This is a genomic window from Bacillus sp. ABP14, from assembly GCF_001831375.1.
Classification (GTDB): domain Bacteria; phylum Bacillota; class Bacilli; order Bacillales; family Bacillaceae_G; genus Bacillus_A; species Bacillus_A paranthracis.
In genome coordinates, this window is record NZ_CP017016.1 from 3634430 (window position 1) to 3658290 (window position 23861).

The window sequence follows — 23861 nt, forward strand, 5'->3', positions numbered from 1 at the left end:
GTCTTATTCTTTACACCATTTTATTAAATTCTTTTCGTAACCTTTTTATGATTCTTTTTTCCAAACGCGAAATGTATGACTGTGAAATCCCAAGCATATCCGCTACATCTTTTTGCGTCTTTTCCTCTCCTCCAGCGAGCCCAAACCGAAGTTCCATAATTTGTTTTTCACGATCATTCAATTGATGTAATGCTTTCATTAGAAGATGACGATCAACAGTAGCTTCTAAATCTTTTGTAATAATATCATCGTCTGTCCCTAATACATCTGATAATAAAAGTTCATTCCCGTCCCAATCGATGTTAAGTGGTTCATCAAAAGAAACTTCTGAACGATTTTTATTATTGCGGCGTAAATGCATTAAGATTTCATTTTCGATACAACGTGAGGCATATGTTGCTAATTTTATTTTCTTTTCTGGATTAAATGTATTTACCGCTTTAATAAGCCCAATTGTTCCAATGCTAATCAAATCTTCAATATTTATCCCTGTATTTTCAAACTTTCTTGCTATATATACGACTAGCCGTAAATTACGTTCAATCAGTAACGACCTTGCCGCCTGATCTCCTTTTGGCAATTTATTTAATAAAACTTCCTCTTCTTCTTTCGTTAACGGCGGTGGTAACGCCTCACTTCCACCAATGTAATAAATTTCATCGGTCTTAATTCCTAATTTCAACAATACTTTATACCAAAGGTATACTAAATAAAATTTTAATTTCATCATATTATCCCGCCTCCCATTATTAAGCAATTACCATTTTTTGCGAAATTAACATTTTCGGATGCACAATACATTGATATTCTCCATTGGTTGACAACTGTTGTGTATTTAATCCAATCAATACTTTATTCACGACAATAGAACTACCTTCATGATAAATTTGTACACTTTCTGGCTTAATTGCCCATAAAAATTGATTCTCTACTCCTACTGCTCGGAAAGGAATTAAGCGTAATTTTGTCGCCCACCCAGAATCATTTTCTGGTATTTGAGGAATCTGTGTTTTGGAATAAATTTGTTCTGTTAACCAAGCTGGCAAACAATGTTCTAATGATGAAATATGCATAATCATAACAGGTGTTTTCGTTAACGGGTCGTAAAGTTGATTCCCACTATCAATTAAACCTGCGAGTTCTAGTTCCTCTTCAGCTAATTGAATTTTCAATTTCACAATTTGATCATAGTGTATTTTTGTAACCTCTACGCTTTCAATACGCTTTTTAGAAAAATAATAAATGACTGGAAAACCAAAAATAACGAACAACCAACTAATTGGGTCACCGTAAGAAATTGATTGAGATTGAACCAACCCATTTACCATTTCATTCGTTTGCAAAAAGAAATGAGTGCCCATTAATCCTCCGCCAACCATAAAGGTTACAAAGTAAAAAGTAAAAACAGTTTGTGCATAATTTCTAAATGTTGTAAACCCAAATGCTGTATACACAATAAGTAACGAGTACAGTAGTTTCATAATCGGATGTGTCATCATAGAAGCAAAAGGAGTAAAGGCAAAAATAACAATGGTTGAACCTATCAATGCCCCTAACACAAGCCTCCATCTTTTGATCTTCTTTTTTAACACGGTAGCCGTTAATAAAAGTAAAAGAAAATCAATGCAGGCGTTTAACAACCAAACAACGTCGGCGTAAACAACCAAACAATTCACCTCTTTTTTTAAGTTGAGACTAGTATAATGCATATCCAATAGGAAAGTGTGTCAATTTGCGGAGGTGTTTTTTTGTTATTTTGTGCTTTCTAGACATAATCTGTCGGTAAAAAATAAAAGTATATGTTTCATAGAATGCTATATACTTTTTACTTACATATAAAGTGAAACTTTAATCGCCACGCACCAATCGTGCTATCCGGCAAATAGCGGAATAGATTAAAATATATAAAATAAAAAAAGACCTGCTTAGGCAGATCTTTTCCCTGTATAAAACAAAAAAGGAGCATAAATGCTCCTTTTCTTTTATCGTCTACGACGATTACGTAAGAATGCTGGAATATCGATATCATCTGAATCTGAATGACGCTCATGTACAACTGGCTCTTCACGCTTCATTTCACGTTTTACTTCACGTTGTTTTGGTGGTTGAGCTACTGGCTGTTGCTGTTGTTGCGTGTGATTCACATTCGGACGGATAATTGGTTTTGGTGGTTGAGTTGCAATTGTATCATCAAAACCAGTTGCAATTACAGTTACAACGATATCATCTTTTAATCCTTCATTAATAACCGAACCGAAGATCATATTTACTTCTGGATCTGAAGCTGAAGCTACAATGTCTGCCGCTTCTTGTACTTCATATAAGCTTAAGTTAGCTCCACCCGTAATGTTCATGATAACACCTTGAGCTCCATCAATAGATGTTTCTAATAATGGACTAGAAATCGCTTTTTTCGCAGCTTCAGCAGCACGATTTTCTCCATTACCAGAACCAATACCCATTAAAGCAGAACCTCTATTAGACATAATTGTCTTTACGTCTGCGAAGTCTAAGTTAATTAAACCTGGTGTTGCAATTAAATCAGAAATACCTTGAACACCTTGACGTAATACGTTATCTGCTTCACGGAATGCCTCTAACATTGGCGTGTTTTTATCAACAATCTCTAATAAGCGATCGTTTGGAATTACAATAAGTGTATCTACATTTTCTTTAAATGCCGCAATACCAGATGCCGCTTGTGTTGCACGCTTACGTCCTTCAAATGTAAATGGGCGTGTTACAACACCAACTGTTAATGCACCTAATTCTTTTGCCACTTGAGCAACAACTGGAGCTGCACCAGTTCCAGTTCCGCCGCCCATACCAGCAGTTACGAATACCATATCAGCACCACGAAGTGCTTCTTGGATCTGTTCTTTACTTTCTTCTGCAGCTTTTTTCCCTACTTCAGGGTTTGCACCTGCACCAAGTCCACGTGTTAATTTTCCACCAATTTGCATTTTCGTTTCAGCTTTTGATAGATTTAATGCTTGTGCATCAGTATTCACAGCGATAAAGTCTACACCTTGTACACCGTGTTCAATCATACGGTTTACAGCATTGTTTCCGCCACCGCCGACACCGATAACTTTTATATTCGCTAATTGATCTTGAGTAGTATCAAACTCTAACATGTCGAAATCCCCCTAGAACCTCATTTTTCGTGTCCAATTTTAATCCCATAAATAACGGAATACACGTTTTACTTTTGACATCATACGGTCATCATTTTGATTATTATTGTTTTGATTACGCGTTTTTTGTTTCGCAGGTTGCTGTTGTACCGGCGTTGGAGCTGGTGCTGGTACTGGTTCAAAATGCTCTTGTTTTTCCTGCACATTTTTCCCACGCAACTTAGCTTTTTGATAAGAATGTTTAATTAATCCTACTCCACTTGTATATTGGGGCTCACGCACGCCAATATAATCAGGAGTTGCTATACGAACATTTTCATGTAAAATATCATATGCAAGATCAAGAACACCTGGCATAGAAGCAATTCCACCAGTTAGTACATAACCAGAAGCTACTTGCTTTACCCCTAACTTACGCACTTCATCTTGAACAAACATTAAAATTTCCTCTACACGAGCCTCTATTATATCCGATAATTCCAACTGAGAATATTGTTCTGTTTGATCGCTTCCCATAATAGGAACCGTAAACATCTCTTCTTCAGACGCTGTATCATAAAAAGCATGTCCATATTTCAACTTAATTTGATCTGCATTTTCTGTTGAAGTTTTCAACCCAATCGCAATATCTTTCGTTATATGGTCTCCACCTAATGGTAATACGCTTGTCGCTTGTAACTCTCCATCTTTAAAAATAGATAAAGTTGTAGATCCTCCCCCCATATCAACAAGGGCTACTCCTCTATTTTTTTCATCTGAAGATATAGCAACTGTTGCAGCCGCTAAAGGTTGAAGACAAATATCAACAATTTCAAGACCTGCTTTTTCTACACAACGAAGTAGGTTATGTAGTAAAGTTCTCGAGCCTGTAATAAGTGTACCTTCCATTTCTAATCTTACACCGATCATCCCGCGCGGATCGTTAATCTCGTCAAGACCGTCTACAATGAACTGTCGAGGTACCACATCAATAAACTCACGTTCTGGAGCAATTGACACAACTTGTGCTGCATCTAGAACGCGTAAGACATCTTCATTCCCGATTTCACGATCTTCATTTGAAACAGCGACTACTCCGTGACAAGGAAGTAGCTGTACCTGGTTTGCATTGACACCTACTACAACTTGCTCAATGTGGATTCCCACCATGCGCTCAGCTTGTTCAATTGCTTTTTTAATTGATCGAACAGTCTCGTCTATATCAACTATCGATCCCTTCTTTAAACCATTTGATTTTACATTTCCAACACCAATAATGTTTAAGCTGTCATTAACCATTTCACCAATGATGACTTTAACATTGGATGTACCGATGTCAAGACTAACATATATTTCATTGCTGTTCATTCTTTGGCACCTCCTTCTTTATTTATACCATACAACTCAATATATGGAACAACAATCGCAACTTTACTATTTATAAGAAAAATATTCAACGTCTTTATACGTTTCCCTTTTTTAACCCTATATTTTTCTTATTTTTATTTAACATTCATTTAAGAATATTGCAGTAAACTGTGAATAACTGCTTATCTTGAAATAATTCTATTTCAAGTGTAAAGATTACCGCCAAGTATAAGTCTACACTAAGATGTACTCATAGAAAAGTGAAACTTGTACCAATCCTAGTATGAATCTAAGAATTTTTACATATTTTTCATCAAATGAACCATTCTTGTAAATTCCTATGCACCAAGCAGAACGTTCGTTTCGTTTTTTTCTACAATAACGTAGTGAAAACTATCATTCTATTCTTTTTTTTCTTCTGCTCCTAATTCTTTCGTATACGCCCCTACTTCTAAGTCAATTAATACCTTTTTACCTGGCTCAATTGTTTTTAAGATAAGTGGATAAGCTTCCATACGTTTTGCGAAATTTTGAATCGTAGTGCTCACTTCATACCCTTCATTCATATATAAAGTAAGGTGGTCTTCATTCGCATTTGTCGGTGAATAACGAATTTCAGAAATAGACCTTAAAATAGTTGGTGTTAATTTTTCAAGCTCAGCAATTAACTCTTTCATTTTCTCCTCTTTAAAAGGTTCAAAAATTGGCGCTGCAACAGGAAGTTTTCCGTTCGGGAGTACATCAAGTGTTTTCCCGTTCTCTAATAACGGTTGTAATTTCCCATCTTTGTTTATATAACCAATCGTTAAATATTCTTCAATATGAACGTCAATTTTATTTGGAAAACGCTTCTTTACATTTACTGCTTTAATTTCTTTTCGTTTCGTTAAGTTTTCTTCTGCTTTATGTGCTGTCACTCGGAAATAACTTGTATCATATGTCACACCTGATTCCTTCATCACTTGTTCATCTGTCATATAATGATTTCCAAACACGCTTATCTTTTTTATATTGCTAAGCGGAGACCGAAAATAAATTAAAAAGAGAACTAATAAAAATAAAATTGATATGTATAAAATCAACCGATGATTAACATTTTTCTTGTTTTTTTTCTGTTGATTTTTTAACTTTGGTACACGATCCTGTAGTTTAATCACTTTACTATTTTTCATGTACGATCCCCCTACGTAACATAAAGAACGGCATGTTCCTCATGCCGTTCTTATCTTCTTATTATAACATAAATGATAATGAGCGGAACGAATAACCGTTATCTTCCAATGATTTCTACTTCTGTATGCATTTCTACGCTAAATTTATCCTTGATTGTTTGTTTTACTAATGCTATTAAAGATAATACATCTTGCGCGCTAGCTCCACCAGTATTAATAATGAAGTTTCCATGCATTTCAGAAATTTGAGCTCCACCTATTTGATAACCACGAAGCCCCGCCTTCTCTATTAAATCTCCTGCAAAGTATGGAATTGGATTCCGAAACACACTTCCTGCACAAGGGTGATTCCATGGCTGTGTTTCACGACGGTAATCTTTATTCTTTTGCATGACACTTACAATTCCCTCACGCTCTCCTATCTGCAATTGAAACTCAGCTTCCAAAACAATACCAGGACGTTTCGTTTGCAATACAGATGTACGATAGGAAAACTCCATTTCTTCATGCGTTAACCAGTCAATTGTTCCATCTTCAAACAAAATAAGAGCTTTTGAGAATATGTTTGATATATCCGATTTATGTGCTCCTGCATTCATATACACTGCACCGCCAACACTTCCTGGAATACCACTTGCAAACTCCAGACCAGCTAACCCTTGACGACTAAGTAAAGTTGATAATTTAATCAGGGGATACCCACCACCAACTCTTACTCTATGTTTTTCGACTTCTAAGTGGTCTAATCCTTCTCCTAAACGAATAACGACACCTTCTATCCCTAGATCAGATACAAGAAGGTTCGAACCGCGACCAATTACAGTCCACTTTGTTTTATATTTCTTTACTAACTGCAACGTTTTTTCAATACCGGCAACATGCTTTGGCACAATTAAAATATCAGCTGGTCCACCTATTTTCATAGTTGTATAACGTGCTAACGGTTCATCCACTAACACACGACCAACCTTTGCTTCTATAAGCTCATTTACTAATTGCTCCATAAACAATCTCCCCCATACTAAGCATCCTTATTACAGTAGTATGCAGGGCGTTCACCTAACGTTATTTTTTTACAAGCTTATTCATTACTTCATACAACTTATTTGCTGCATCTGGAATACCTAATTGCCCAGCAGCAAGCTTCATATTTTGTAATGTTTGTGCATCTAATAAAATCTCGTCAATATCACGAATAAGTGTTTCAGCTGTTAAATCTTTTTCAAGCAACATTTTTGCTGCTCCTTTATCGACAACAGAACGTGCATTTTTTTCCTGATGGTTATTTGTTACATAAGGACTCGGAATTAACACACTTGGCTTACCTAACGCTGTTAATTCTGCAAGTGTTGTTGCTCCAGCTCTTGAGACAACAAGGTCTACACCTGTAAGTACTTCTGGCATATTATGAATGAAAGGTTTAATAATAACATTATTCGGGTTCCCTTTTTGCTTCACTGCATCCATCACTTTGTCGTAATGAACTTCACCTGTTACATACAATATTTCGTAACTTTTATTTCCAAACTGTTCAATTGCCTCTACGAAAGCATCGTTAATTGGTCTAGCCCCACGGCTGCCACCAAAAATAAGCACGGATTTTTTAGGAAGAGATAAACCTACTGAACGTTTTCCTTTCATTCCATTTTGATCCATTACTTCTGACGCTCGTGGGTTTCCAGTCATGACCACTTTTGACTGCGGAAAATGTTCTGCAGCCGCTTCAAAACAAACTGCAACTTTATCAACATAGCGGCTTAAAAATTTATTCGTTACACCAGGTACACTATTTTGTTCATGTACAATAGTTGGAATACCTAATTTTGCCGCAGCATATACAACAGGTCCACATACATATCCACCTGTTCCAATTACAATATCTGGATTGAAACGACGAATATATCGTTTACTATCTTGTACACCTTTTAGAAAACGCATCACCGTTTTCACGTTATCTAACGATATTTTACGCTTAAATCCACTTATAACAATAGATTGAAACGGTATACCTGCTTTGGGCACGATTGTGCTCTCTAATCCATTCTCCGTACCAATATATAAAAACCTTGCTTCCGGATTTAATTTTTTTATTTCTCTTATTAAAGCAAGAGCCGGATAAATATGACCTCCAGTGCCCCCACCACTTACTAATACACGCACTACTAACTCCTCCGCTTCTCTTTTTCTTATTACAGTCGTATTTATTTCTATATACATATTGTTTCTTCGTACACATACGAAAAACCCTGTCTTATAAAACAGGGTTTAGTAGCGAGAATGGCGACTTATATTTAATAATACACCTACTGCCATTAACATTAATGTCAAACTTGATCCACCATAACTTAAAAACGGCAAAGTAATACCCGTAACAGGCATCAATCCTGTTACAACACCAACATTAATCATTACTTGAATCGCAATCATCGCCACAATACCTACTGCTAAAAACGTACCATATAAATCTGGCGCTCCTAAAGCTATACGAATCCCACGCCATAATAATAGACTAAATAATAATAACACAAATGAACCACCAATAAAACCTAATTCCTCGGATAAGATTGCAAATATAAAGTCTGTTTGCGGTTCAGGTAAATAAAGAAACTTTTGTCTACTTTGTCCAAGTCCAAGCCCGAATAATCCACCTGGTCCAATTGCGAGTAACGATTGAATAATTTGAAATCCACTTCCAAGCGGATCTGACCACGGGTCTAAATATGATGTAATACGTTTCATCCGATACGGTGCTGATGCAATTAGCCCTACAAATCCTGCTACACCAAGCAAACCAAACATTGCAAAGTGAAAGACTCTTGCTCCTGAGATAAATATCATAACGATACATGTCCCAACCATTACCGTCCCTGTACCAAGGTCCGGCTGTAACATAATCATTCCGAAAGCAAGAAATACAAAACCTAAAGCTGGTAGTAAACCACGTTTAAAAGAGGTAATTAATTTTTGTCGTTCCGCTAAAAATTTCGCTAAGAAAATAATCATCGCAAACTTCATAAATTCGGACGGTTGAATGGAAAATGCCCCGATTCCAATCCAACTTCGCGCTCCTCCTCGAACAAGACCTACTCCAGGAATAAGAACGAGAATAAGAAGAATGAAGCAAACTAGCAAAATTACTTTTGAATACGTACGCCACACCCAATAATCAATTTTCATAATAAAAAACATAGCCACTACACCAAGACCTGCGAATAGCAATTGCCTTTTTGCAAAAAAGAATGAGTCCCCCATTTTATAAGAGGCCCAAACCGCACTCGCACTATAAACCATAATCATTCCGATTGTTAACAACGCAAGTGTAACGATGATGAGAATAAAATCAGGCGTTTTCTTCATTACCCATAAACACCACCTCTTTAGGCAGAAACTTTTGCCCTATGTAACAAAACATCAGTAGGTGTTAGCCTACTGATGTTTTGATTTACTTTATATAAGTTTATGCACAGCTTGTATAAAAATGTCTCCTCTTTCTTCAAATGTTTTAAATTGATCCCAGCTTGCACATGCTGGAGAAAGAAGAATTACATCGCCATCTGTAGAATGAGCATAAGCTTTCACTACAGCTTCATCTAAAGTATCGACACTTTCAATTGTATCTAATCCCGCTTTTTCTGCAGCTCTTACTAATTTTGGAGCTGTTTGTCCAAATGTTACAATCGCTTTAACATTTTTGAAATACGGAATTAAATCATCGAATTCATTTCCACGATCCAGCCCACCTGCTAATAACACAGTCGGTTGTGTAAACGCAGATAAAGCTTTCTCTGTCGCTAACATATTCGTTGCTTTTGAGTCATTATAAAACTTACGGTTGTTTATAGTTGTTACGTATTCTAAACGATGTTTTACACCTGTAAAACGTTTTAAAACTGCCGTAATCGCTTCATTAGAAACACCCAATAATTTTGCGATACTCATCGCTGCTAAAATATTTTCTAAATTATGTTGACCAGGTAAAACGATATCGCCTACTTCAACAACTTTTTCACCTTTAAAATAAAGAGCATTATCTTTTATACACGCACCATCTTCAATTTCTTTCGTTGTTGAGAACAGTACTTTTTGACCTTTACTATAAGCAGATAAAGCCATCACATCTGCATCATCTGCATTTATTACACTATAATCATTTTCTGTTTGGTTTTTAAAAATATTCGCTTTTGCTAAACCATATTCTTTCTTCGTCCCATGATAATCTAAGTGGGCCTCAAATAAATTTAAAAACGCAGCAATTTTAGGTTGGAACAATTCTACTCCCATCAATTGGAACGATGAAAGTTCTGTAACTACAACTTCATTTTCTTTCGCATCCTGTGCAACTTCACACGCTACAGTTCCAATGTTTCCTGCAATTACGGGATGCTTTTGTCCTTCTTTTAGCATTTCAAATGTAAGCATTGTCGTCGTCGTTTTACCGTTAGACCCCGTAATCCCAACAAATGGTGCTTCTGAAATACGATATGCTAATTCAACTTCCGTAACAATTGGAATTTGCTTTTCTTTCGCAGCAACTAATATTGGATTAGAATACGGGATTCCTGGATTTTTTACTACAAGAGAAATATTTCTCTCTAATAATTCTAAAGGATGACCACCGCATACAACATCCATTCCTTTTGCTTGTAATTCTGCAGCAAGTACATTCTCTGCTAAAGGCTTTCCGTCATTTACAATAACATTTGCCCCTAACTTTTGTAGCAATGTAGCTGCTGCATAACCACTTTTTGCAATGCCTAATACAAGAATATTCTTATTTTGAAATTCAGTTACAGTTTTCAATTACATCCACACCCCGATATAAATTCCTAACACAGCTAATAAAAATCCTACAGACCAAAACGTCACAACAACACGCCATTCTGACCAACCACATAATTCATAATGATGGTGTAATGGACTCATTTTAAAGACACGTTTTCCTGTTGTTTTAAACGAAATAACCTGAATAATAACCGATAAAGTTTCCATTACGAATACTCCGCCAATGATTACAAGTAGCAATTCTTGTTTTAATAAAATTGCTACAGCTGCAATGGCTCCACCTAAAGCTAATGAACCTGTATCTCCCATAAACACTTTTGCTGGATTCGCATTGAATACTAAAAATCCAAGTACAGCTCCTACAACTGCCATACAGAATATCGCTACTCCAAATTGCTCTTGTGCCACAGCAATTATACTAAATGCTCCAAATGCAATAGCAGCTGTTCCTGATAATAAACCATCTAAACCGTCAGTTAAGTTAACTGCATTTGATCCACCAATAAGCATAAATAGTACAAGTACAAAATACGCCCAACCTAATTCAAACTTAACATCCGTTCCCGGAATCATGATGTATGTGTGGAACGCTTGCCCTTTTCCAATTAAAAAGAACGCAATAGCAATAACAAGCTGACCTACTAATTTTTGTTTTGATGTTAAACCAAGATTTCTCTTCTTAACTACCTTTATGTAGTCATCTAAAAATCCAATCAATCCGTAACCAAATGTCACTAATAGTAATAACGATACCTCTGCACCTAAATGATTAAACTTAATCGCCATAATAAGTGAAGTTACCATCATAGATACGTATATGACGATACCACCCATTGTCGGTGTCCCTGATTTTTTTTGATGTGATTTTGGTCCCTCATCACGAATACTCTGTCCGAACTTTAATTTTCTTAAAAATGGAATAAACAATGGCGAAAGGGCAACAGAAATTAAGAATGCTACCCCAGCCGTTACTAATAAACCTTGCTCAAGCACATGTAGTCCTCCTCTCACGTTGTTACTCTTCGTTGTTTAAACGCTCTGTAATTGCTTCTTTAGCGATTTCACGATCATCAAAATGATGAACATCTTTACCAATAATTTGATATGTTTCATGACCCTTACCAGCAATAATGATAATATCTTCGGCTTTTGCGTTAGCAATTGCATGGTATATCGCTTCTTTTCTATCAATAATTACTTCATAATTATTTCCATTTGCACCATGTACCATATCATCTAAAATAGCTCCTGGCTCTTCACTTCTTGGATTATCTGAAGTGTAAATGGCGTGAGTTGCATATCGTGTTGCAACACTTGCCATGATTGGTCTCTTCGTTCTATCTCTATCACCGCCACAACCGACGATGCAATATACGTCACCTTTTGCAAACTGTTTTGCTGTTTTTAATACATTTTCTAAGCTATCTGGTGTATGTGCATAATCAACAATAACTGTATAATTTTGTCCACCATCAACTACTTCAAAACGTCCTGGAACTCCAGCTAGTTCCTTTATTACATCAATGATTGTTTCTAAACTTACACCAGAAACAAGTCCTGCCGCTGTCGCAGCTAGTACGTTATATACATTAAATTTCCCAATTAATTTCATCGTAACATTTACACTCTCATACGGTGTTACAAGCGTAAATGTAGTTCCACCACTTGTCATAACGATATCTTTTGCCATAACATCACTTGTTGTATCAATTCCATACGTTACAACAGTTGCTGCAGTACTTCTCATATATTCCGCTGTTACAGCATCATCGTTATTCAATACCGCGTATTTTTCACGATTATGATTATAACTATTGCCAAGTTGCGCAAATAGCAACCCTTTTGCATGTTTATATTCTTCCATCGTTTTATGATAGTCTAAATGATCTTGTGTTAAATTTGTAAACACTGCTACATCGTAATCACATCCGTGTACACGGCCAAGATCTAAAGCATGTGACGAAACTTCCATTACTGTGCTATCCACACCGTGTTCAACCATTTTTGCAAACGTCTGTTGAAGTGTTAGTGCATCTGGTGTTGTATTTTTCACCTCAAATGTTTCATCACCGATTTTCATATTAATCGTTCCAATTAGCCCCGTTTTATGACCATGTGCGCGCATAATCTCATCCATAATATGCGATGTTGTTGTCTTTCCATTTGTACCTGTAATACCGATTAAATGTAACTTGTGTGTTGGTTGACCATAAAAATAATCAGCTAAAACCGCTAACGAACGAAAAGTATTTTTCACAAGTACAACTGGAACGTCAACATCAATTGGTCTTTCCGCAACAATAGCAGCCGCTCCTTGTGCCGCTGCTTGCTTAGCAAAATCATGGCTATCAACCGTATATCCTTTCATACATACAAATAAGCTTCCTTCTTTCACTTTACGTGAATCAGCTTCTATAGATGTGATTTCTGGATTTTCTTTTGGAACAACTGGAAAATCATGCAAACATGATACAAGTGTATGCAACTTCATTTCACTAAACCCTCTCTACATTGTGTATTTATCTCTTTTATTAATAAGCAACACGTTACCTCCTAATTATGTAAAATAGGAGGTAAGTGCTACTGTGTCTAATAAATAGACCTATTTATAACCGAGACTCTTGCGGTCTCAAATTAAGTAACTCTTCTATAAAGAACTCACTTCCACCAATTGTACCATAAAACGTACTAGGTTACCTTTAATTCCCGAAGTAAATTCTAATTTTTGAGCCTTCTTTCACTTTAGCTCCTGCTTCCGGGGACTGTTTAATGACTTTCTCTCCATCTCCGCTTATATCAAGCTTCAAATCAACGAGTTGCGTCTGTAAGTCTTTCTTTTTCATACCAATTAAATTCGGAACTTCCACAGTTGGTGTATCGCCCCATTTATATTCTCTCTCAACTTGTTCTTTTCTCGGTTTCACTCCCATAACAGGAAGTGCATCCCGCAGAATATTCCCAACAATTGGAGCTGCTACTACTCCACCAAATTGCGTTACACCTTTCGGATTATCAACAGCAACATAAACAACAATTTCCGGATCATCTGCTGGAGCAAAACCGATAAAAGATACAATATAATTATTCTCTAAATATTTACCATCTTTCACTTTTTGAGCTGTACCTGTTTTTCCACCTACACGATACCCATCAATGAAAGCACCTTTACCAGATCCTTTTGCTACAACATTCTCTAATGCATACCGAACTTTTTCTGAAGTTTCCTTGGAAATAACTTTCCTTTTTGCTACAGGTGTTTTTTTACTTACAACTTGATTTTTTTTCGGATCAATAAATTCTTTAGCTATATACGGTTGATACAAAGTTCCACCATTTACAGCCGCTGCTACCGCCGCTACTTGTTGGATTGGCGTAACAGAAACACCTTGACCGAATGAAGTTGTTGCTTGCTCGACTGGACCGACTTTATCTAAATTAAATAAAATCCCACTACCTTCACCTTGCAGATCGATTCCTGTCTTCTGTCCAAAGCCGAAATTACGAATGTATTTAAACAATCGGTCTTTACCAAGACGATCACCCAGTTCGATAAATCCTGGGTTACAAGAGTTTTGAACTACTTCTAAAAACGTTTGGCTACCGTGGCCTCCTGCTTTCCAGCATTTCAATCTTGCTCCACCAACTTCAGCTGCTCCATCATCATAAAACGTATCTTTCTCTAAGTCTACTAAATTTTCATTCAAAGCTGCGGCTAACGTAATGATTTTAAATGTTGAACCAGGTTCATACGTACTCCATACTGGTAAATTTCTATTGTACACTTCTGGAGAAACACTTTGAAAATCTGCCGGATCAAAACTCGGCCGACTCGACATACCTAAAATTTCACCATTTTTCGGATTCATCGCAATCGCAATCATACCATCTGGATTATATGTCGACTCTGCAATATTCATTTCTCTTTCCATAATTCTATTAATACGTGCATCAATTGTTAAACCTAAATTCAAACCAGCTTCTGGTTTTTTGAAATCATCACCAACATTAGGCATCCTTTGCCCTTTTGCATCTGCAAAAAAACGCACATGACCTTCATCACCATTCAGCTCTTTATCATAATACTTTTCTAGTCCCATAAGACCTTGGTTATCACTACCTGCAAACCCTAATACGTGTGATAAAAAGTTGCCAAATGGATAGTACCGGATAGAGTCCTCTGCGATATAAACACCTTTCAAACTTAATCCTCTTACCTCTTTCGCCTTATCATGTGATATTTTCCTTCCGCCTTTATCTAACCTTACAATTGATTCTTTTTTTGTAATCCTCTTATAAATCTCATCTTTTTCCACACCTAATACTGCAGCTAACTTCTCTGCAGTCTCTGCTGGTTTTTCAATTTGCCTCGGTACAACAAAGACAGTTGGAGCACTTTTATTCGTGGCAAGTTCCACACCATTTCGGTCTAAAATTTTTCCACGTTCAGGTTCAAAAGTAATATTACGACTCCATGAATCTTTCGCACGATCCGTTAACATATTCCCAAGAAAAAATTGCACATATCCAAGACGAATATCGATGATAGTGAAAATAAGTATACCTGATATGAGTATAAAAATAAGTCGTTTTCTAACTGTTACATTTGATACACGCATATTGGAACAAGCCTCCCTTACGCCTAGCTTGTTCCAATATATGCTTGTACTTATTTAATTAGAACTTCTTCTCTTTTACCATTACGGCTTTTCTGCTTCTTGTTGTGGTTCAAGTGGCGGCACAAGTGTTACACCTAACTCTGTACCAGGTTGCAACAATGTTCCTTCTGGCACACTTTGTTCAGTTACGTATCCGGTACCAGTAGGTTTTAAGTTAAGCTTTAATGTTTTTGCTAAATTCATAACATCACGAAGTGCCCAGCCTTGTATATTCGGCATTGAAGGTTGATCTCCCACTAAGAACACTCGATCACCCTTCAATGTTTGTTCAGTCGCTTTCGGTACTTGTTGCTGCACTTTCCCTTCACCTAATACGATTGGACGAAGTTTTGCTTTATCAATAGCTTTTTTCGCTTCTTCCATCGTTTTTCCGGTTACATCTGGAACAGCAGTTTGCTGCTCTTTCACATATTTCTTCGGATCTTTCACTTCATTAGGTTTAATCTTTAAATACTCTAAACTATTCTTCGTTACATATTTAAAAATATCAGCTAAAGGTTGTGCGCCACTCTCATCATCTTTCAACTTCGGTTTTTTTACTGCTACATATACAACAAGTTGTGGGTCATCCATAGGTGCCATACCTAAGAACGAGAATATGTAATTCTCTCTTCCTGTCATATAGCCACCTTTTCCATCCGGAATTTGCGCTGTTCCTGTTTTACCACCAACTGAATATCCATCGACTTTATAAGCAGTTCCTGTTCCTTTCGGCGATGTAACAACGCGTTCTAATAACTGTCTTACTTGCGCTGCTGTCTCTTTTGTAACAGGTTTGCCCACTTCTTCTGGCTTATGTTCTAATTTTACTTCGCCTGTTATTGGATCTACAATTTTATCAATTGTATAAGGTTTCATCATTTTCCCATCGTTCGCAATAGCCGTTGCAGCTTGTACAAGCTGAATTGGTGTTACAGTGGAGCCTTGTCCAAAAGCTGTCGTTACTTGCTGTATTTGCTGATCGAATAAAATGGTATTTGAACCTTCATCAGGTAAATCAATATTCGTTTTTTCATCTAATCCGAAAGCATGAATATACTTTCTGAAACGGTCTGGACCAAGTTTTTGATCACCTAAAATAGCAAACGCTACGTTGGAAGAGCGCTCTACCCCTTCATCAAATGTGATAGATCCCCATCCAGCGCCGCCATTATGATCTTTTATTTTGCGGTTCCCGACTTGATATGTACCAGACTGATAATAATCTTGTCCCTTATACACACCTTCATTTATAGCTGCTGCTAGCGTGAAAATTTTCATTGTTGATCCAGGTTCAAATGCATTTGCAATTGCATCATTATAATAATACTCATTATTTTCCTGGTTCGGATCATAACTAGGTTTACTAGACATCGCTAATATTTCCCCTGTTTTTGGATCCGCAACAATTCCTATTAAGCTTTCCGGTTCATAATGTTTACTCGCTTCTTTCATCGCGTCTTCTAAATAACTTTGAATACGTTGGTCAAGCGTTAAATAAACATTATCACCATTTTTAGGTGCCTTTACATTCACTTTTCCACCGTCAAGAGATACTCCTTTACGGTCACCTGTATAAGCTACTTTTCCATTAGCAGCACCTAAATACTTATCCAAACTCTTTTCTAAACCAAATCGTCCTATAGCAATTCCTTTATCATCAGGTCTCGCATGACCTACAACATAAGATGCGAAATCACCATTTGGATACACTCTTGCATTTTCTGTAATAAAAGATATGCCCGGCAACTTCAATGCTTCGATTTGTTCCTTCTGTTCTTTCGTCAAGCCCCTACCTAAATTCCCAAACTCTACCTGACTTCTACCTTCTTTATTTAACGTATCTAAAATCTTCTTTTCATCTTTTCCGAGTACACCCGCAATTTTCTTGGCGGTATCCTCTTTATTCTCAACCGGCTTCGCACCTTTTAGTTCCGCTACAAGTTTATAAGAGTTTGCATCTTGCGCTAACACATGACCGTTTTGATCATAAATCGTCCCGCGATTTGCTTCGAGAACTCCTGTTTTACTATGTTTTTGCTGAGCGAGTTTATCCAAATCCTGATTATGCACTGTTCCTGTCGCTTGTATGTAAAAAAATCGGGCTAATAACAGCAAAAAGAGCAGGAGGAATAAAATCATAAAATACCCTGCTCCCTTATTGGTATGAAATTTAGTCATATTTCTCTTCATTTTCCCTTCACACCTATTGCCTTATTTGAGGCCTTTCACATTATTCGCATTAATTTCTAGCCCGTGTTTTTTTGCAACTTCAGCGATTCGTTCATAACGACTTAACTTCTCTACTTCAGCCTGTAATTCTTGATTTTCTTTTTGCTGCTGTACAATTTTTTGTTCTATTGTCGCAGCTTCTACATTAACTTGATAAAGGCCTGCTTTATTTCCAATAAACGCTACACAGGCATACAATAAAAAGCCAATAAACGCTACATACAACAGTTTTTCGATTCTTGTAATCTTCGCTTTAGCTTTTGGCTGAACCATCTGCTGTGGGGGCGTTTGAATCTGAACCTCTTCTTGCGCTTGTTGCTTGTACTTTACAGCTAAGTTACTCATACCTCTCTCCCCTTTTTATCGTTTTTCAGCGATTCTCAATTTCGCAGAACGCGCTCGATTATTTTCTTCTAACTCTATATCAGAAGGTAAAATCGGTTTTCTTGTAATAAGCTTTAATTTTGGCTTAAATTCATCAGGAATAATTGGTAATCCTGGTGGCAATTGTGGCGTTGTACTATTTCGCTTAAACGTCGTTTTACAAATACGGTCTTCTAAAGAATGGAATGTTATAACGCTAACTCTTCCGCCTGGCTTGACCATCTCAATTGCAGATTCCAACGCTTCTTCAAATACTTTCAATTCATCATTTACCGCAATACGGATCGCTTGGAACACTCGCTTCGCAGGATGTCCACCCGTTCTACGAGCAGGAGCTGGAATACCCTCTTTAATTAGTTCTACTAATTCCCCTGTCGTTTCAATAGCTTTATTCTCACGATACGCTTCAATTTTCCTTGCTATTTGTTTTGAAAATTTCTCTTCGCCATACTGGAAGAAAATTCTTACAAGTTGTTCATATGACCAACTATTTACAACATCATAGGCTGTTAATGGGGCATCTTGATCCATTCGCATATCTAACGGTGCATCATGATGGTAACTAAAGCCACGCTCTGGTGTATCTAATTGCGGGGATGAAACACCTAAATCAAATAAAATACCGTCTACTTCTGTTATACCTAATTCCTGTAGTTTTTCAGATAGGTAACGGAAATTACTCTTTACTGTTATGAACTGCTCACCGTATGAAGAGAATTTTTCTTTCGCATTTTGAATTGCTATCTCATCTTGATCAAACGCGATTAATCTTCCGCCTTCAGTTAATTGGGATAATAAATAAGAACTATGTCCTCCTCCCCCCAGTGTACAATCTACATATGTACCACCTGGCTTTATATCTAAGCCATCTACTGTTTCCTTCAAAAGCACTGTTACGTGATTAAACATTGTTGCACCTACTCTTTTTCCAATTAATTATGTTGAATGTATCTCCTCCTCTAAACGCATATTTCACGACTAGAGAACGAAATACTATGAAAGAACGACTCATTTAACTTGCCTACAAAGGCAGCATACTATACAAATCGCCATTTTCTTTTATTATATACTAAATTTTATCATCTTTTGCGGGAATTTAAATAAAAAACTGTCGAAAAAGATAATAATACGTTTACATTTTGTGCTATTTTGTCATATATTTAAGTATCCTGCATAATTACGATATTAGCTTTATTAAAATTAATAATTCAGAAAAATTTCACTTCACAGTAAATTCAACGGAATAAAAATAAAATCCTGCTCCTAAGAGCAAGATTCTACAGTTTTATAACGTGATGTTTTCCATTCCAAGAAAACGGTTTTTCCATTACACGATCAACGAAATCTAAACCGAACTGATTTAAATAGTAACATACATTCCACACACGCTCTTGTGGCGCTCCCAATGGACGGATTGCAAATTGTATACGACGGAATTTATTTAGTTCCACTTCATGTTTTTTCTCAACATTTCTTTTCAACATTCTTTCCAACAGTTCAATTTGTTCATTAATTTTGAACTCATTTTTCCCTGCAAATGCACTTAATCCAGGATCTATTTCCTTCACAAACTGTTGTAATGACGTATGAATATTCATTATTTCTTTTTTCGCCTCTACAAATCGTTCATCTATCGGTTCCTCTATTTGATTAGATAACCAGTTCTCACGCAACTTATCCACGTTATTTAAAAACGGATCACTCTCTTGCAATTGTAAATCATGTAAATCTGTCGCTATATCCCTCTCAATATAAGTAATTGTAATACGAGGAACGACAGGCGGCATTCGGAAACCGATAGTATGGAAGACTTGTTGTAATTCACTCCAGTAAGCTAATTCCCCTGGACCTCCAATAAACGCCAACGTAGGAAATACATACTCTTGCATAAGAGGGCGCGTTACAACATTATTACTAAAGCGCTCTGGGCTTCTTTCCATCTCTTCAATCAATTCTTCATATGAAAAGGAATACGTCCCATCCTTCCCAACAAACTTCCCTTGATTGTCTTCAAGCAACACTCGCTCATTATCAATTTCCATGAATATATGTACTGCATTAGACTTTGTTTCAATAATTGGCTTATATCCTAATTCTTTAATTACTTCCTGTTGGTTATGAAGCCCCTCTTGCACTTCTTTATACTTACTTACAATTTGTTTAAAAAACGGCACTTCTAATTTTCTTAATTCAGGATGATGCGAATCGACAAGAATTAAACCAGAATTTATGAACATTTTCATAATAAGGTGACCAAAGAAATCTACATACGTATTCGATTTCCGTAAAGAATCATCAATAAATCGCAGTACATCCTTTGTAAAATTCGTTTCAGGGTATGTTTTAAAAATTTCTTCAATCCACTTTCTACAGTCTTCCAAAGAAAGCTCAGACTCTGAAGCACTCGCCTTTTTCGGATTACGATCATGAAAAATGGTCTTTTTTATTTTTTTATTCTTCGTTACAAAAGTATGATTAATTTCATCCATATCATGGTCTTCACCAGCAATCCAGAAAACAGGAACAACTTTAACGCCTAAACTTTCTTCCTTTTCCTTCGCAAGCTGTAAAACTGAAATAATTTTATGAATCGTATAAAGTGGCCCAGTTAATAACCCAGCTTGTTGTCCAGCTATAACAACATATGTATCTTCATCTTCAAGCGCTTTTACATTTTGAATTGTAGCTTCTCCCGCTTGTAATTTTGTATTATATTCTAATAAATGCGCTACTAAATCTTGGCGGAAAAACTCCCTCTCACGCAAATCTTGTACACGCTGTTTAAAAGCATCTTCTGTTAACATATAATCAAAACACGACTGTATCTCTTTTTTACCGTTCATATAGTCCGCTACAACACCTTGTTGCGGAACAGAGATTTCTTTTATCTCCATATAATTCTTCCTTTCGTATCCTGTTCTCTCACCAATCCACATTGTAGTCAATGTTTCACATAAAAGCAAAGAATTACACTTATACTTTTACTTCTAACCCTTTTATTGCATCGAACAAAAATTGAAGTGTCGGAACGGATCGTTGCTGTTTCTTAGCTTCTTCTAATACATATCCAACAATCGCACCAATCTCTGTTTGTCTATTCGCCCTTACATCTGCCAGCATAGATGATGTATTATGAGATGTTCTTTCACATACATGACGTACCATTTCCCATACCATTTCTTTTTCTTCTTTAACGAGAAAAACGACTTCCTGGAATACTTGCTCCATCATCTGATAAAAAAACGGGTTCGTGATCAATTCTCCGTTCTTGACCTGTAATAATGCCGTCAATGGATTGATACATACATTCACTACTAATTTTTTGTGCATAACATCCTTCCAATTATCTTCTATTCGAATTGGAAAATACGGAAAAGGAAAGCAATTAAATATTTTTTCAAAATGTATAGACCGACCGCGCACGATTCCAAACTTCGTTACACCTATCCCTGTATGATAAACGATATGTCTTTCTTCTTTTTTCGCACCATGCTCTACAATTCCAACTGCAATATTTTCATTCTCTATTTTCTGCATAGCATGAAGGTGTGACATTCCGTTTTGCAAAAAGACTACTGAGGATTTCCCTCGCACAAAAGGTAGTATGTCAGTTATATGATATTGCTTAACAGCAATAAATATATAATCTAGCTGCTGGTCTAGCATACTTTCTATTGGTAATACTGGCGGGAATACCGTTTCACGTTTCCCCTCCCTAATACAAGTTACACCCGTTATATTTAATTCGTCAGCCTGCTTAGCTGTCCTTGTAAACAACGTAACATCTTGATTACTTTTTTGTAAATAAAATGTATACAATAGACCGATAGCTCCCGGTCCCACAACTCCAATTTTCATTTTCACACAAGGAACTCATTTGAACACGATACATAAGTCCCTTTTTCCCCTCCTCTTTTATTCCGCGAACCTCCGATTCATACGGAATCATAATTAACTAAAGATGATCAAATGCCACCTCTTCTTTCAATATGTATATACTACTTATTACTATGCTTCTACTCTTAGTTTAGCAAATCCTCAAAAAAATAATAAAAGAAATACACTATCATCTTCATAAAAATAAAAAAATGAGTTATAATATTATTATAAATATTTTCACTTTTCTGCATTCAACGAGACAAAAAGGATGTGATGTTATGGGATTCCCAAAAGTTGAGCGCTTGCTCATCAATTATAAAACATTAGACGAGTTTAAAAAATTTAAAGGCTGCGGAGCTCAAGAACTATCCATGTTAGAAGAATTACAAGCAAACATTATTGAAAACAATAGTGAATCTCCATTTTACGGTATTTATTACGGCGGATCACTCATTGCACGTATGAGTCTATACATGAAAAGGAACGGCGGGGAACCATTCGAAATTACAGGTACTTACCTAGAACTTTATAAACTTGAAGTATTACCAACTTTCCAAAAACAAGGATTCGGAGAAATGCTTGTAAATTATGCGAAGGGACTGCAGTTCCCAATTAAAACGATCGCACGTATCCATTCAGCTGGTTTTTGGGATAAATTAAATTTCCAACCTGTGTCAGTACCTGATGGTGATTTTTACGTTTGGCACCCAGAAACAAATTTGAATGCGGTTACAAACGAAGAGTCTGCATAAGAAATAAAAAAAACAGCTACATAGCAGCTGTTTTTTTATTTCTTTAACTTCTCTAATTTCCCATTCGAACGAGCGCTATTTCTTTCCGCTACCATTACACTTCTTTTTTGATCAATATAATCAAGCAATGTTCTATATTCTTCCTCATATACTGATAATCGCTCCAACAGGCTCTCTTTCTCTGTTTGTAACGATTCAATTTGCTGTTGCAACACCACTAAAGAGTTTTCATCTTTATAATTTTGCAAGAAATCAATAACATCATTCAATGTAATTGACGTAGGTTCTAATACCTTTGTCTCTTTCACTTCATAATTTTCCACTTTACGCAGTTGCTTCGCTTCTTCAATACGTTCTTTGTATTGCTTTCTAACGTAAGAATTCCACCTAAAGCCACATGCTGCTGGTGTACGTGATAAATGTCTTCCCACTTCTTTAAAGGCAGATAATTGCGTTCCACCTTCTCGAATATGCCGGAGTACTACTTCTGCCAGAAGCAAATCTTCATCATCAGTCCAAGCATCTTGTCTTGTTGTCGCCATCTCTCTAGTCCTCCCTATGCATTTTTTATTAAACATATGCAGTTACTAGAAAAGATAGAATACAACAAATGAAGAATAAGACAAAAAAAAATAAACGTAGAAGATATCTTCTACGTTTATTTTCCCGCAATTACTTGCTGATTACTTCTTTACCTTTGTAAGTACCGCATGCTTTACATACACGGTGAGCTAATTTCGCTTCACCACAGCTTGGGCACTCTACCATACCAGGTACTGATAATTTGAAATGCGTACGACGCTTTCTTTTTACTGTTTTAGAAGTTCTTCTAAAAGGTACAGCCATTCTTCCCACCTCCTTAAAAGAAATAGTTATTTTCATATGAAGGCCTGAACCAGTCTTCCGATTATTTGTCAAAAAACTTTGCAAGTCCTGCCAATCTTGGATCAACAGGCTTTTCTTTGTCTTCTTCCGAAATCACTTGCCAGTCTTGACCTTGCGTCGGTGCTCCACCAGAAACATCATCACTGAAAATTTGCATTGGAATCTCCAAAAGTATATTTTCCTTGATTACGGGCAGTAAGTCAAGTACTTCTCCTTCTAAACAATGAATTTCAGCTTCAGTTTCAAATTCTTCTTGTGAAGTTTGGAACACCTCAGTTGTTTTAATGTCAAATGGTAATGTCACATCTACTAAAGAGCGAGAACATGGTAAAACCATGCTTCCAGTTATATGTAGATGGAACGTAAACTTACCGGAGCCAAAATCAACTCTTCCTGTTACGTGAACAGGATTAATTTCACGAATATCTTTCTCGACCTCTTTTAGCTCACTTACATCTACCATCTCATCCAATGTCAATCCTTTATTTCTCAATTTATTCAATTGATGGATGGACCATTTCATATCATATCACCTCAAGGCAACAAACAAAATTATAGCTAGCCATTTTATATTTGTCAATGTTTTTTCTTTACACTATAATGAAGTCATCATAGTAAATAATATATAGAGTATCA

At 36.4% G+C, this 23861-nt stretch carries 21 protein-coding genes; 1 reads left to right on the forward strand and 20 read right to left on the reverse strand.

What is annotated here, in order from left to right; translation table 11 throughout:
* Nucleotides 1-10: 10 nt before the first annotated feature.
* The 17 genes from sigE to panE all read right to left on the reverse strand — a co-directional run bounded on the left by sigE (nucleotide 11) and on the right by panE (nucleotide 21573).
* Nucleotides 11-730, reverse strand: a complete 720-nt coding sequence (gene sigE, locus BGI23_RS18705; protein ID WP_000976948.1) for an RNA polymerase sporulation sigma factor SigE — start codon at nucleotides 728-730, stop codon at nucleotides 11-13.
* A gap of 19 nt (nucleotides 731-749) precedes the next feature.
* On the reverse strand, nucleotides 750-1667 hold the full coding sequence (gene spoIIGA, locus BGI23_RS18710) for a sigma-E processing peptidase SpoIIGA (RefSeq protein ID WP_000261994.1): 918 nt from the start codon (nucleotides 1665-1667) through the stop codon (nucleotides 750-752).
* A gap of 315 nt (nucleotides 1668-1982) precedes the next feature.
* Nucleotides 1983-3137, reverse strand: a complete 1155-nt coding sequence (gene ftsZ, locus BGI23_RS18715; RefSeq protein ID WP_000888991.1) for a cell division protein FtsZ — start codon at nucleotides 3135-3137, stop codon at nucleotides 1983-1985.
* 39 nt (nucleotides 3138-3176) lie between these two features.
* Entirely contained in the window at nucleotides 3177-4484 is a 1308-nt protein-coding gene (ftsA, locus tag BGI23_RS18720; protein ID WP_001087553.1) for a cell division protein FtsA, read from the reverse strand.
* Between the two features lie 401 nt (nucleotides 4485-4885).
* Complete coding sequence (divIB, locus tag BGI23_RS18725) at nucleotides 4886-5656, reverse strand: cell division protein DivIB (RefSeq protein ID WP_000798232.1); 771 nt, start codon at nucleotides 5654-5656, stop codon at nucleotides 4886-4888.
* Nucleotides 5657-5754: 98 nt separating this feature from the next.
* A complete protein-coding gene (murB, locus tag BGI23_RS18730; RefSeq protein WP_000437033.1) occupies nucleotides 5755-6660 on the reverse strand; it encodes a UDP-N-acetylmuramate dehydrogenase in 906 nt (301 codons plus the stop codon).
* A 61-nt stretch (nucleotides 6661-6721) separates the two neighbouring features.
* Nucleotides 6722-7816 (reverse strand): undecaprenyldiphospho-muramoylpentapeptide beta-N-acetylglucosaminyltransferase, encoded by a 1095-nt coding sequence (gene murG, locus BGI23_RS18735; protein WP_001265415.1) that lies wholly within the window; start codon nucleotides 7814-7816, stop codon nucleotides 6722-6724.
* Between the two features lie 105 nt (nucleotides 7817-7921).
* Nucleotides 7922-9013, reverse strand: coding sequence for a stage V sporulation protein E (gene spoVE / locus BGI23_RS18740; protein ID WP_044791554.1), 1092 nt, complete (start codon nucleotides 9011-9013; stop codon nucleotides 7922-7924).
* A gap of 90 nt (nucleotides 9014-9103) precedes the next feature.
* A complete protein-coding gene (gene murD / locus BGI23_RS18745; protein ID WP_000860122.1) occupies nucleotides 9104-10456 on the reverse strand; it encodes a UDP-N-acetylmuramoyl-L-alanine--D-glutamate ligase in 1353 nt (450 codons plus the stop codon).
* Nucleotides 10457-11431: a phospho-N-acetylmuramoyl-pentapeptide-transferase gene (gene mraY / locus BGI23_RS18750; protein ID WP_000893058.1), complete on the reverse strand. Its 975-nt coding sequence runs from the start codon at nucleotides 11429-11431 to the stop codon at nucleotides 10457-10459.
* Nucleotides 11432-11453: 22 nt separating this feature from the next.
* Complete coding sequence (murE, locus tag BGI23_RS18755; protein WP_000766300.1) at nucleotides 11454-12929, reverse strand: UDP-N-acetylmuramoyl-L-alanyl-D-glutamate--2,6-diaminopimelate ligase; 1476 nt, start codon at nucleotides 12927-12929, stop codon at nucleotides 11454-11456.
* A gap of 208 nt (nucleotides 12930-13137) precedes the next feature.
* The gene (locus tag BGI23_RS18760; protein ID WP_001266224.1) at nucleotides 13138-15054 is read right to left on the reverse strand and encodes a stage V sporulation protein D; all 1917 of its coding nucleotides are present in this window, start codon (nucleotides 15052-15054) and stop codon (nucleotides 13138-13140) included.
* Nucleotides 15055-15135: 81 nt separating this feature from the next.
* Entirely contained in the window at nucleotides 15136-17286 is a 2151-nt protein-coding gene (locus tag BGI23_RS18765; protein WP_083322780.1) for a penicillin-binding protein, read from the reverse strand.
* A 21-nt stretch (nucleotides 17287-17307) separates the two neighbouring features.
* Nucleotides 17308-17670, reverse strand: a complete 363-nt coding sequence (gene ftsL / locus BGI23_RS18770) for a cell division protein FtsL (RefSeq protein WP_000067081.1) — start codon at nucleotides 17668-17670, stop codon at nucleotides 17308-17310.
* A gap of 15 nt (nucleotides 17671-17685) precedes the next feature.
* A complete protein-coding gene (rsmH, locus tag BGI23_RS18775) occupies nucleotides 17686-18618 on the reverse strand; it encodes a 16S rRNA (cytosine(1402)-N(4))-methyltransferase RsmH (protein ID WP_000481789.1) in 933 nt (310 codons plus the stop codon).
* A gap of 368 nt (nucleotides 18619-18986) precedes the next feature.
* On the reverse strand, nucleotides 18987-20603 hold the full coding sequence (gene bshC / locus BGI23_RS18780) for a bacillithiol biosynthesis cysteine-adding enzyme BshC (protein ID WP_000403051.1): 1617 nt from the start codon (nucleotides 20601-20603) through the stop codon (nucleotides 18987-18989).
* A 79-nt stretch (nucleotides 20604-20682) separates the two neighbouring features.
* Entirely contained in the window at nucleotides 20683-21573 is an 891-nt protein-coding gene (panE, locus tag BGI23_RS18785; protein ID WP_070806762.1) for a 2-dehydropantoate 2-reductase, read from the reverse strand.
* 293 nt (nucleotides 21574-21866) lie between these two features.
* On the opposite strand from panE, the gene BGI23_RS18790 reads away from it, so the two are divergent.
* Nucleotides 21867-22340, forward strand: a complete 474-nt coding sequence (locus tag BGI23_RS18790) for an N-acetyltransferase (RefSeq protein WP_000506707.1) — start codon at nucleotides 21867-21869, stop codon at nucleotides 22338-22340.
* Nucleotides 22341-22375: 35 nt separating this feature from the next.
* Here the strand turns inward: BGI23_RS18790 and BGI23_RS18795 are convergent, their stop codons facing one another.
* From BGI23_RS18795 to BGI23_RS18805, 3 genes are all read right to left on the reverse strand, one after another.
* Entirely contained in the window at nucleotides 22376-22882 is a 507-nt protein-coding gene (locus BGI23_RS18795; protein WP_000246478.1) for an RsfA family transcriptional regulator, read from the reverse strand.
* A 130-nt stretch (nucleotides 22883-23012) separates the two neighbouring features.
* A complete protein-coding gene (rpmF, locus tag BGI23_RS18800; RefSeq protein ID WP_001984764.1) occupies nucleotides 23013-23186 on the reverse strand; it encodes a 50S ribosomal protein L32 in 174 nt (57 codons plus the stop codon).
* Between the two features lie 61 nt (nucleotides 23187-23247).
* A complete protein-coding gene (locus BGI23_RS18805; RefSeq protein ID WP_000872145.1) occupies nucleotides 23248-23748 on the reverse strand; it encodes a YceD family protein in 501 nt (166 codons plus the stop codon).
* Nucleotides 23749-23861 lie beyond the last annotated feature (113 nt).